The organism is Vibrio sp. RW, assembly GCF_027587105.1.
Lineage (GTDB): Bacteria > Pseudomonadota > Gammaproteobacteria > Enterobacterales > Vibrionaceae > Vibrio > Vibrio toranzoniae.
The window spans coordinates 92,553-104,539 of record NZ_JAPPTM010000004.1; the positions used below are offsets into that span (position 1 = coordinate 92,553).

The 11,987-nt window shown below is 46.4% G+C and carries 8 protein-coding genes; 5 read left to right on the top strand and 3 right to left on the bottom strand.

The features are described from left to right. Positions 1–2: 2 nt before the first annotated feature. Positions 3–2,414, top strand: coding sequence for a bifunctional aspartate kinase/homoserine dehydrogenase II (locus tag OCT63_RS04800; protein WP_269983311.1), 2,412 nt, complete (start codon positions 3–5; stop codon positions 2,412–2,414). Between the two features lie 276 nt (positions 2,415–2,690). Beyond that, positions 2,691–3,590: a methylenetetrahydrofolate reductase gene (gene metF / locus OCT63_RS04805; RefSeq protein ID WP_102506810.1), complete on the top strand. Its 900-nt coding sequence runs from the start codon at positions 2,691–2,693 to the stop codon at positions 3,588–3,590. Between the two features lie 142 nt (positions 3,591–3,732). Here the strand turns inward: metF and OCT63_RS04810 are convergent, their stop codons facing one another. The 3 genes from OCT63_RS04810 to argE form a co-directional block, all read right to left on the bottom strand. Next, positions 3,733–4,272: a PadR family transcriptional regulator gene (locus OCT63_RS04810; protein ID WP_017055849.1), complete on the bottom strand. Its 540-nt coding sequence runs from the start codon at positions 4,270–4,272 to the stop codon at positions 3,733–3,735. A gap of 350 nt (positions 4,273–4,622) precedes the next feature. After that, positions 4,623–7,259, bottom strand: a complete 2,637-nt coding sequence (ppc, locus tag OCT63_RS04815; RefSeq protein WP_202602478.1) for a phosphoenolpyruvate carboxylase — start codon at positions 7,257–7,259, stop codon at positions 4,623–4,625. Between the two features lie 252 nt (positions 7,260–7,511). Then, positions 7,512–8,648: an acetylornithine deacetylase gene (gene argE, locus OCT63_RS04820; protein WP_269983312.1), complete on the bottom strand. Its 1,137-nt coding sequence runs from the start codon at positions 8,646–8,648 to the stop codon at positions 7,512–7,514. Positions 8,649–8,801: 153 nt separating this feature from the next. On the opposite strand from argE, the gene argC reads away from it, so the two are divergent. From argC to OCT63_RS04835, 3 genes are all read left to right on the top strand, one after another. Beyond that, entirely contained in the window at positions 8,802–9,806 is a 1,005-nt protein-coding gene (gene argC, locus OCT63_RS04825; protein ID WP_060468753.1) for an N-acetyl-gamma-glutamyl-phosphate reductase, read from the top strand. Between the two features lie 12 nt (positions 9,807–9,818). Continuing rightward, positions 9,819–10,607 carry an acetylglutamate kinase gene (gene argB, locus OCT63_RS04830; protein WP_161673230.1) on the top strand — a complete coding sequence of 263 codons (789 nt, stop codon included), beginning with the start codon at positions 9,819–9,821 and terminating at the stop codon, positions 10,605–10,607. Between the two features lie 113 nt (positions 10,608–10,720). Next, complete coding sequence (locus OCT63_RS04835) at positions 10,721–11,932, top strand: argininosuccinate synthase (RefSeq protein WP_060468751.1); 1,212 nt, start codon at positions 10,721–10,723, stop codon at positions 11,930–11,932. The last annotated feature ends 55 nt before the right edge of the window (positions 11,933–11,987 follow it).

The window sequence follows — 11,987 nt, forward strand, 5'->3', positions numbered from 1 at the left end:
TAATGGCAACCTTTCGCCAGCTACATAAATTTGGTGGTAGCAGTTTAGCCAACCCTGAGTGCTACCAGCGCGTGGTCAACATTCTTAGAGAATACTCATTTACCACTGACTTGGTTGTGGTATCGGCAGCGGGTAAAACAACTAACCGTTTGATTGAGTTTGTCGAAGCGCTCGACAAAGATGGTCGTATTGCTCATGAATGCCTACAAACCCTTCGTCAGTTTCAACTTGAGCTGATTGAAGCGCTGCTTGAAGGTGAGTCGGCAGCGCAACTTACGGCCACTATTCAACAAGAATTTACCGCTTTGGGTGAGCTAACTGCTCCCTTGAGCGAAGCGCAAAAAGCACAGGTGCTAGGACACGGTGAGGTTTGGTCTTCGCGTCTGCTAGCCGCTTTGTTGTGCCAACATGATTTACAAGCGGTAGCTCAAGATGCGCGCGCCTTTTTGCGTGCAGAAGTGGGTGCTCAACCTGAGGTTGACCGAGCACGTTCTTATCCTCTCATTAAAGAAGCCTTGGCGCAGCATGCACACTGTCGCGTGGTGATTACTGGTTTTATGGCTCAGAACAGCGACGGCGAAACCGTATTGCTTGGTCGAAATGGTTCGGATTATTCAGCTACCGTGATTGGTGCATTGGCTGAAGTTGAACGCGTGACGATTTGGAGTGATGTGGCAGGCGTATACAGCGCAGATCCTCGTTTGGTTTTGGATGCGTGTCTATTGCCTCTGCTTCGCCTTGATGAAGCAAGTGAGTTAGCTCGTCTGGCGGCGCCAGTGCTTCACAGCCGAACGCTACAGCCGGTGGCTCAAAGTGCTATGGATTTAAGTTTACGCTGCAGCTATCAGCCAGAAGCGGGCTCCACACAGATTGAGCGTGTACTGGCATCGGGTCGTGGCGCAAAAATTATTACCTCTTTAGATGAAGTGCTTATCGTGCAGCTGACGTTTGGTCACGGCCATGATTTCGACCGTCTCGAGAGTGAAGTGCTTGAAGGGCTTAAGCGCGCTCAACTCGAGCCGCTTGCTTATGAACTTGAACCCGATCAACACTGCTTGCGCCTTGCTTACACCGAAGAGATTGCTGGTGGCGCTCTAGAATATCTGCAAGATCATGCGATTGAAGCTGAGATTAAACTTAAAGAGGGTTTCTCTCTGATCGCGGCGGTGGGCGCGGGTGTGACTAAGAACCCGAACCATTGCTACGGTTTCTATCAACAACTCAAGAGCTCGCCGGTTGAGTTCATCTCAGAAGCAAACTCAGGCTTGAGCTTAGTGGCTGTCATTCGTAAGAGTGAAACCTCAAGCCTAGTGAAAGGCATTCACTCCCAACTGTTCCAAGCACAGAAGCGTGTTGCGATTGCTTTATGTGGCAAAGGCAATATCGGTTCAAGCTGGTTAAGACTGTTCGCAGAGCAAAAAGCGGAACTTGAAAAGCGTCGTGGAATGAACTTTGAATTGGTTGCGGTGGTTGATAGCCAAACCTATTGGTTCGACGATCAAGGTATTGATGCGACTTCGGTAGGTAAGCGCTTTGATGACGAAGCGATTGCCAATAATGGTAACGACTGGTTAGAGCGTTTGGGTTCTATTCAAGGTTATGACGAAGCGGTTGTTCTTGATGTTACTGCGAGCCCGGTACTTGCAGCAAAATATCTGCAAATCGCACAGCAAGGTATCCACCTGATCTCGGCGAACAAGGTCGCAGGTTCTGCATCAAGTGAGTATTACCATCAAGTCAAAGATGCTTTCGCTAAGATCAGTCGTCATTGGTTGTACAACGCGACGGTTGGTGCAGGCTTACCGATTAACCACACGGTACGTGACCTGCGTGAAAGTGGCGATGACATTATTGCATTGTCAGGTATCTTTTCGGGCACACTGTCTTGGTTGTTCCAACAGTTCGATGGCACAGTACCATTTAGCGAGTTGGTTGACTTAGCATGGCAACAAGGCCTCACAGAACCGGATCCTCGTGCGGATCTAGATGGGTCAGATGTGATGCGTAAGTTGGTCATTCTGGCGCGTGAATCGGGTTTAGACATTGAACCTGAAAGCGTAAAAGTGGAATCACTGGTGCCAGCAGAACTGCAAGACCTGTCGGTGGATGATTTCTTTGATAAGGCCTCAGTGCTGAGCGAAGAGTTGGCTGAGCGCTTAGAGAAAGCACATTCTCAACAAAAGGTTCTGCGTTACGTAGCGCGTTTAGAGAAGAACGGTAAGGCAACCGTAGGCGTTGAAGCTCTATCTAAAGAACACGCTCTAGCGAACTTGCTGCCTTGCGATAACATCTTTGCGATTGAGAGCAAATGGTACAAAGATAATCCATTAGTTATTCGTGGCCCAGGTGCGGGCCGTGAAGTAACAGCGGGCGCAATTCAATCTGACCTGAACAGAATGTCTAGCCTGTTCTGATACTCAGATCGGTTGGTTTAGTGTCTAAATAGCATACTATCCACTAATATAGATAAGGCTGAAAGCACGATGTGTTTTTCAGCCTTTTTTCTACCTTATTTCTGCTTTGCGACCCATCTAACTACTTGAGTTTTACTCACGATCTACTTGAGAAAAATTCATAATCGATCTGTTGACATTAAATCGTATTCAATACATGCTACAGACATATAGACGTCTAAACGTCGTTTAAGGATTTGAGTTTTTAGTGGTTGCTTTTGCCACAGGGAGAGTAAGATGGGATACACACACGCAGGCCATATCGACGCTTTAAATCAGAATATCGCAGAGCTTTCTGACAACATTAATGTGTCATTTGAATTTTTTCCACCAAGCAGTGAGAAGATGGAAGAGACCCTGTGGAACTCTGTTCACCGTCTTAAAACACTTCAACCAAAATTTGTATCGGTAACCTATGGTGCAAACTCGGGTGAACGTGATCGTACCCACTCAATCATTAAAGAAATCAAAAACCAAACAGGTTTAGTAGCAGCGCCACACCTAACGTGCATTGATGCTAGCCGTGAAGAACTTATTCAAATCGCCGACGATTACTGGGCGAATGGTATCGAGAGCATTGTTGCTCTACGTGGTGATATTCCAGCAGGCGGCGGTGCGCCAGATATGTATGCTTCTGACCTAGTTGAACTGCTTAAATCGCGCCATGATTTTGATATCTCAGTCGCGGCATTCCCAGAAGTTCACCCTGAAGCAAAAAGCGCTCAATCGGATCTTATTAATCTAAAACGTAAAGTGGATGCCGGTGCTAACCGTGCCATCACTCAGTTCTTCTTCGATGTAGAAAGCTACCTACGCTTTCGTGATCGCTGTGTGGCGGCGGGCGTTGATGTTGAGATTGTACCGGGTATCTTACCCGTTTCTAATTTCAAGCAAGCGTCTCGCTTTGCTGCAATGAACAACGTTAAAGTGCCGGGCTGGATGGCGAAGCAATTTGAAGGCCTGGACGATGATCCAACGACTCGTCAGTTAGTTGGTGCTAGCCAAGCAATTGATATGGTCCGCACCCTGAGCCGTGAAGGCGTGAAAGACTTCCACTTCTACACACTAAACCGTGCAGAAATGACCTACGCACTTTGCCATACGCTAGGTGTTCGTCCACAAGTGGCTACGCTGTAGTTGAAGCTCTTGATAAAACGCCATCGGCGATAGAATCTCAAATCCTATAGATACAAAAAAGGCTTGGACTCTAAGAGTTCAAGCCTTTTACTTTTCTAGCTTCTAGCTTCTAGCTTCTAGCTTCTAGCTTCTAGCTTCTAGCTTAAGCGATAGTACCAAGCTCTAACAATACCTCTTCAGCCCACACTATCCATGCTTCACGCAGAAGTAGGTTACGACGAAGCGTTAGACGTTCTAAACGAGCTTGCTTGTCTAGCGTTGATGGTGTTGCGTAGTAAGCCGCTTCGATTTCTTTGTAATGAGAAACCAGTTTGCGAGACTCTTCTACCAACTCGGCAAGTTGTACACGGTATGCGTCACAAGGTTGTACAGCACAAGCCATTAGTTTAGCTGAGAACTCGTCACGAACGGTTGGGTGTGCAGTTGGTTGTTCAAACCATTCACCTAGAGCGCTACGTCCAGCGTCAGTGATAGAATAAACCTTACGATCAGGTTTGCCTTCTTGAGGTTCAAGCACACAAGTTACCTGGTCGTTTTGAGCCATTTTATTTAGCTCGCGGTAAACTTGTTGGTGGCTAGCTTTCCAGAAGTAACCAATGCTTGCTGAGAATTCTTTTGTGATATCGTAACCAGTAGCATCGCGTGTACTTAAAACGGTTAGAATTACGTGTGGTAATGACATGTCTGAGATCCAAATGGTAAACAGTAAACAAAATACCTAAACATCAAGTGTGCTTCTTGTGGCACGTTATATTGGTTATGTTTAAGTAGCACCAACTTAGTCGTTGGTTATGTCACCTTATAAAGCCGTTTATCACCTAGGTCGACCAGTATATTGGCCAAGCTGCTGCAGATTATTATGTTGGAGTATTTCTGCAGCGGAGCAGTAGTATATCTAAATAATAAGCATAAAGTAGAATACATGGACAAAATAACCCAAAAAACTTACAAAAAACTAAAACAATTGGATTTATTAAAATAAAAAGGCCACTTGTAGTGACCTTTTGTTCCTTTTTTGGTTTTAATAACTGGTTATCCAGTGTTTCGCATACCTGCCGCGATGCCCGCAATCGTCACCATGAGCGCTTCTTCTAGCTCTTCTGGTGGTGTTTCACTCTTACGAGTACGGTAAAGTAGTTCAGCTTGAAGCATGTTCAATGGCTCAACGTAGATATTACGTAGACGAATCGATTCAAGCCCCCAAGGGTCGCTCTGCATCAAGTTTTCGTTGTTTTCTACATTAAGTACTGCTTTGATGTCTTTTTGCAGCTGTTCACGCAGTAATTCACCTAACGGTAGTAGCTCTTCGTCAACAAGACGCTGGTCGTAGTACTTAGCGATTTCCATGTTGCACTTCGAGTACACCATTTCCAACATACCCAAGCGGGTTGAGAAGAATGGCCATTCGCGACACATCTCTTCAAGTAGCGCTTGATGGCCTTGGTCTACTGAATACTGAATCGCTTCACCAGCGCCTAACCATGCAGGAAGTACCAAGCGGTTTTGGCTCCAAGAGAAAATCCATGGAATCGCACGTAGGCTTTCTACGCCGCCGTTCGGGTTACGTTTCGCAGGGCGAGAGCCAAGTGGCAGTTTGCCTAGCTCTAGTTCAGGCGTCGCTTGACGGAAGTAAGGGACAAACTTCTCTTCACCACGAACTACCTTACGGTAAGCCTCACAAGATACTTGAGACAGCACTTCCATTAGGTCGCGCCATTCTTGTTTAGGCTCTGGTGGCGGTAGAAGGTTCGCTTCTAGAATCGCACTTGCGTAAAGGTTGAAGCTGTTTACCGCAACATCTGGCAAGCCCAGTTTAAAGCGGATCATCTCGCCTTGCTCAGTGACACGTAAACCGCCTTTTAAGCTCTTAGGTGGCTGAGAAAGAAGCGCAGCATGTGCAGGCGCACCACCACGACCAACGGTACCGCCACGACCGTGGAAGAGGGTCAGTTCAATGCCTTCTTCGTCGCAAACCTTAACCAGCTTGTCCATCGCATCATACTGAGCCCAGCCGGCAGACATTACGCCAGCATCCTTGGCTGAATCAGAGTATCCAATCATCACCATTTGGTGGTTCTGGATAAAGCCACGGTACAAATCGATGCTCATTAGCTGCTTCATTACTGCTTCTGAGTTGTTCAAATCGTCTAGCGTTTCGAACAATGGACAAACGTCCATGCGGTACGGGCAACCACACTCTTGCAGAAGCAAATGAACAGCCAATACATCTGACGCAGTACGAGCCATAGAAATCACGTAAGCGCCGAAGGCTTCACGAGGTTGAGCGGCAATGACCTTACAGGTGTCTAAAACTTCTTTAACCTGTTCAGATGGCTCCCAATCGCGTGGCAGTAGTGGGCGTTTTGAGCTTAATTCATTGGTTAAGAAAGCAATTTTGTCTTGCTCACTCCACTGGTCATAATCACCAATGCCTAGGTAGCGAGTCAGTTCAGACAGCACATCCGAGTGACGAGTACTTTCTTGACGAACATCGAGACGAACCAAATGCACACCGAATGCTTTTAGGCGGCGCAGAGTATCAAGCAGAGAACCGTCTGCGATTACGCCCATGCCACATTCGTGCAGCGATTGGTAACACGCATAAAGCGGTGTCCATAGTTGGTCGATGTTCTGTAGTGTTTCTTTCTTAGGGACTTCTACATCTTTGATTTCAGCATCTAAGACTTCTAGTGTGTTTCCAAGCAGGGTGCGTAGGCTTTTTAGGATCGCGCGGTAAGCTTCGTGTTCATCACCCGCGAGTTCACGCACCTGATCATTGCACTTAGTCATCGACAGTTCAGTAATCAGCTCGTTTACGTCAGCTAGGTAAAGGTCAGCGGCTTTCCAGCGAGAAAGTCGTAGTACCTCTTTAGTGATGGTGTGCGTGACGAAAGGGTTTCCATCACGGTCGCCACCCATCCAAGATGAGAAATGCACTGGACGTGCATCAATCGGTAGGCCTTCGCCAAGGTAGCTTTTAAGTCGGCCATCCATTTCGCGTAGGAAGTCAGGTACCGCTTCCCATAGCGAGTTTTCAACAACTGCAAAGCCCCACTTAGCTTCATCAAGTGGTGTTGGACGTTGCTGACGAATCACATCAGAGTGCCAACCTTGAGCGATAAGCTGCTCTAGGCGGCGTTCTGTTTTTACGCGTTCTTTGTGCGATAGGTCGCTTAACTCTAATTTAGACAGACACTCGTTGATCTTAACCAGTTTGTTGATCATGGTGCGACGAGTGATTTCTGTTGGGTGAGCGGTCAGAACGAGTTCAATGTTCAGGTCGCGAACGGCTTGAGCCGCGTCTAGCTTACTGATGTTATTCTGGCTTAATTTGGAAAATAGAGATTGCAGAACGTCTGGTTCGCAAACATGCTCTTCACAGTGGCGAGAGATCGTATGGTACTGCTCTGCCATGTTGGTGAGGTTGAGAAATTGGTTAAATGCACGAGCAACAGGAGTGAGTTGTTCGTTCGGCAGGTTTTTGATCTCTTCAACTAGGCTGTCACGGTCAGCTTTGTTGCCTGCGCGGGCGGATTTGGAAAGTTTACGGATAGTTTCCACTTTCTCTAAGATAACGTCACCATGTGCATCTTGGATTGTGTTACCTAGCAAGCGTCCCAGCATGCTTACGTTACTCTTGAGAGCGGCGTATTTCTCGTTCATTGTCATCCTGCCTCGTAAAAAAATTACATCCATTGTTCCTTGTTAAGTACACAATCTAGCGAAAACTGCTGTATCTAGTCAAATAAAGCATTCTAAGTTTGCAATTATTAGCTTTCGAAATGCGGGATAAGTAAATTTTCCAATACTTCGGAATAAAGTGAAATTTAATTACAAGATTGAGTCCAAATCAGGGATAACAGAATAAAAGCCACGTTTTAAGGTGGCTTTTATTGGAAAATATCGAATGGGTAGTAATAGCTAGAAGCAGTATTTACGGATCGATTTCCTCAGAACATCAATCGTTGGATCGATAAAATCGAAGCTCAAGAACTCATCCGGTTGGTGAGCTTGGTCAATCGAACCTGGGCCCAGTACTAAGGTTGGGCAAAGTTCTTGAAGGAAAGGTGCCTCGGTACAGTAGTTCACGGTTTGCGATTTAATCTCACACACCGATTCCATGCCACCAATAAATGGATGGTCGTGTTGGCACTCGTAACCCGGAATTGGCTCATGCAGTGGCGTGATCTCAATTCTGCCCGGCCATTTTGCTTCCACTTCTTTGAGTGCGCTGCGCAGCATGTTATCCAAGCCATCTAAGCTGATACCCGGTAAAGGACGAACATCGTAGTGCAGCTCACAACAACCACAGATACGGTTAGCACTGTCGCCACCGTGAATATGGCCAAGGTTTAGCGTGGGACTTGGAATCGCAAAACCTGGGTGGTGATACTCTTTGACTAATTTGTCACGTAACTGCATTAAAGCAAACAACACTTCATGCATGATCTCGATAGCATTGACGCCTAAGGCAGGATCGGAAGAGTGACCTGATTTACCCGTTACGCGCACCGCATTTGCCACGTGGCCCTTGTGCCCTCGAATCGGCACTAGGCTAGTTGGCTCACCAATGATGCAGTAGTCCGGTTTAAATGGTGCATTCTCCGTGAAGTGACGAGCACCAAGCATGGTGGTCTCTTCATCGCAGGTTGCTAATACATAAAGTGGTTTTGCCTGTTTGCTCCAATCCGTCTTCTTCGCCGCTTCATAAACGAAGGCAAAAAAGCCTTTCATATCGGCGGTGCCTAATCCGTAGAAGCGGTTATTGTGCTCGGTCAGTGCGTGAGGGTCGAAGTTCCAACGCCCTTCATCAAATGGCACCGTATCGCTGTGTCCAGCAAGTAATAAGCCTCCTTCTCCAGAGCCCATCTTTGCGACCATATTATGCTTGCCGGGCTCGACCTCCACGACTTCAACATTAAAGCCCAAGTCTTTAAACCATTGAGCCATTTTTTCGATCACTTTCTCGTTGCCATGATCCCAGCTTGGATCGGTTGAGCTAATGGAGTCGGTGGAAATTAGGCCTTTGTAGACCTCAAGAAAACTCGGTAATTGCATAATAACTTCACTTCTACTATTGACAGGAAAACCATAAGTCGGTAAAACACATATTAAATCATATTTAATGCATAAGAAATCAAATAAAGCTAAAAATTAAGTATGAATAGTCAAATTTGAAATGTAACTTACCTCAGAAATGGATGTGTTGAGATGTTGAAAACCACGATCATTGGCGCAAGCGGCTACACAGGAGCAGAACTGGCTCTAATGATAAACAGACACCCTGATCTCACGCTATCAGGTTTATATGTCTCCGCCAATAGTGTAGACGCTGGTAAACCTATTGCGGCACTGCACGGTAAGTTAGCTGGCTTGATTGATATGCCAGTACAGCCATTAACGAATCCAGAACAAGTGGCTAAACAGTCTGATGTGATTTTCTTAGCCACGGCACACGAGGTCAGTCATGACCTAGCACCAATCTTTCTTGAGAACGATTGCCAAGTGTTCGACCTATCCGGTGCCTTTAGAGTTAAGGGCGAAAACTTTTACCAAGAATTTTACGGTTTTGAACATCAACATGAACAATGGCTTGATAAAGCCGCTTATGGCTTAGCTGAGTGGAATGAGCAAGACATTAAAAAAGCTCAACTGGTCGCAGTTGCGGGTTGTTACCCAACCGCTTCTCAATTGGCGATTAAGCCTTTAGTTGAAAGCAAGTTATTAGATGAAACCCAATGGCCAGTGATCAACGCAACCAGTGGCGTGACTGGTGCCGGTCGCAAAGCAAGCATGGTTAACAGCTTCTGTGAAGTGAGTTTGCAGGCTTATGGTGTGTTCAGTCACCGCCACCAACCTGAAATGGTTGCTCATCTCGGACGTGACGTGATTTTCACACCGCACCTCGGCAATTTTAAGCGTGGTATTTTAGCGACCATCACCATGAAACTGGCTGAAGGTGTGACGGAGCAACAGATACAAGATGCCTTCGAGCAAGCTTATCAAGGTAAGCCAGCCGTGAGGTTACTCGAAGAGACATTGCCAAGAATTCAAGATGTAGAACAGACACCTTTCTGCGATTTAGGTTGGAAGGTTCAGGGGCAACATATCATCGTTGTTGCAGCGATCGATAACTTATTAAAGGGTGCATCTAGCCAAGCGATGCAGTGTTTAAATTTACGTTATGGTTTTGCGCCATTAACTGCATTAGTGTAAAGGAATCTAGATATGAGCCTTAATAATCAACCATTAATCATAAAGTTAGGTGGCGCTGCGCTATCTTGTGGTGAAACACTTAGCAAGTTATTTGGTGCTATCTCTACCTACCAACAACAGGCACAGCGACCAATCGTAATTGTTCACGGCGGTGGTTACCTAGTTGATGATTTGATGAACAATCTGAATCTCGAAACGGTTAAGAAAGAGGGCCTACGTGTTACTCCTTATGATCAGATCCCTGTGATTGCAGGTGCACTAGCGGGTACGGCGAATAAATTACTTCAAGGTCAGGCGATTAAAGACGGTATCAATGCCGTTGGTTTGAGCCTAGCAGATGGTGGTTTATGCAAAGTGAGCGAACTGAACCCTGAACTAGGTGCAGTAGGAAAAGCGGAACCGGGCGACTCAACCGTCCTGCAAGCGATTCTTAATGTTGGCGCACTGCCAATCATTAGCTCGATTGGTCTAACCGACCAAGGTCAACTAATGAACGTGAATGCCGACCAAGCTGCGGTTGCCGTTGCTGGCGCACTTGATGCTGAACTGGTACTGCTTTCTGATGTAAGTGGTGTGTTGGATGGCAAAGGCCACCTCATTTCAAGCCTTAATCAACAACAAGCCGATGACCTTATTGCAGGCAAAGTGATTACTGACGGCATGATCGTTAAGGTTCAAGCCGCACTAGAAGCCGCTAACGAGCTCGGACGACCAATCGAAGTTGCGACTTGGCGATACCCAGAAAAGCTAACACAACTGTTTTCAGGTAAAAGCATAGGAACACAGTTTTTACCTCAGTAGTTCTCACAACGAGTCACTACTTAAAGAATTTAGACAAATTAAATAAACATATAATTATGAAGTCATTTCCAACGCTGACCGCCATGTGCAGTATGGAAACTAGGAGAAAGAAAATGAGCAAAGTTAACGTAAAGAAAGTTGTAGTAGCCTACTCTGGCGGTCTAGACACATCAGTAATCATCCCATGGTTGAAAGAGAACTATGACTGTGAAGTGGTTGCGTTTGTCGCGGATGTTGGTCAAGGCGACGAAGAGTTGATTGGTATCGAAGAGAAAGCGAAAGCTTCTGGTGCTTCTGAGTGTTACATCGCTGACCTTAAAGAAGAGATGGTGGCAGATTACATCTACCCAACGCTAAAAACGGGCGCTTACTACGAAGGCAAATACCTACTAGGTACTTCTATGGCTCGTCCAATCATCGCGAAAGCGCAGGTTGAAGTAGCACGTAAAGTAGGTGCAGACGCACTGTGTCACGGCTGTACAGGTAAAGGTAATGACCAAGTTCGTTTTGAAGGTGCATTCGCAGCACTAGCACCAGACCTACACGTCATTGCACCATGGCGTGAGTGGGATCTAGTGAGCCGTGAAGAGTGTCTAGATTACCTAGCAGAGCGTAACATCCCTTGTACTGCCTCTCTTACTAAGATTTACTCGCGTGATGCAAACGCATGGCACATCTCTACAGAAGGTGGCGTTCTAGAAAATACATGGAACGCACCTGATGAAGATTGCTGGGCTTGGACGGTAGATCCAGAGCAAGCGCCAAACGAATCTGAAACCGTCACGCTTAAAGTTGAAAAAGGCGAAGTGGTAGCGGTAGATGGCGAAGCAATGACACCATACAACGCGCTGGTTTACCTAAACGAGAAGGGGGCGAAGCACGGTGTTGGTCGTATCGATATCGTAGAAAACCGTCTGGTTGGTATGAAGTCTCGTGGTTGTTACGAAACCCCAGGTGGCACAATCATGATGGAAGCACTGCGTGCAGTCGAGCAACTGGTTCTTGATAAAGCAGCCTTCGAATTCCGTGAAGAGCTAGGCGTTAAAGCTTCTCACCTTGTATACGATGGCCGTTGGTTCACGCCGCTATGTAAGTCAATTCTTGCGGCGACAGAAGAACTAGCACAAGACGTGAATGGTGAAGTGGTGATCAAACTTTACAAAGGTCATGCAACAGTGACTCAGAAGCGTTCTGAGAACAGCTTATACTCAGAAGAGTTTGCAACCTTTGGTGAAGATGAAGTGTACGACCAAAGCCACGCTGAAGGCTTCATCCGCCTTTATTCGCTATCAAGCCGTATCCGTGCGCTGAATAGCCAAAAGTAATCCTAATAATGAGTTAGCGAGCTAGTCTTTAGCGAAAGATTGAAGTCGAGTAAAC